The organism is Pseudomonas sp. 43(2021), assembly GCF_017490805.1.
Taxonomy (GTDB): Bacteria; Pseudomonadota; Gammaproteobacteria; order Pseudomonadales; family Pseudomonadaceae; genus Aquipseudomonas.
Window position 1 is genome coordinate 1 of record NZ_JAFGYJ010000563.1, and the last position, 436, is coordinate 436.

Sequence of the window (436 nt, forward strand, 5' to 3'; positions counted from 1 at the left end):
GTTCAAGTGACCGACACCACCGACGAAGTGGTGGCCAAACTGACCGCAACCCCTTCGGTCACCGAAGGCGGCGAGATCACCTACACCATCACGCTGACCAACAAAGACGGCCTGCCGATCAACAATCACGGCGCGTTGACCTTCACGCTGAGCGATGGCAAGACCGTTATCACCGTACCGGCCAACGGCACGACTGGTTCGGTTACTGTGACTGCCCCGGACAACGTGTATGTGGGTGCTAACGATCCGGTCGTGAAGTCCATTGCTACCGTTGATGGCGTTGACGTCGGCAAGTTCGAGCAGCTGACTCTGGACAAGACCCCGGTCAGCACCACCGTCACCGACGAGCCGGGTACCCCGGGCAACGAAGGCGACCTGGTACAGGTCACCATCACTGCCGATCAGGCCTCGGTGGCCGAGAACGTCAATCCGACCT

1 protein-coding gene is annotated in these 436 nt (G+C 60.3%); it reads left to right on the plus strand.

Going from position 1 to position 436, the window contains the following annotated elements; translation table 11 throughout:
* The coding region (locus J5M71_RS28710; protein WP_347709886.1) for an immunoglobulin-like domain-containing protein at window positions 1-436 on the plus strand (436 nt) is incomplete at both ends.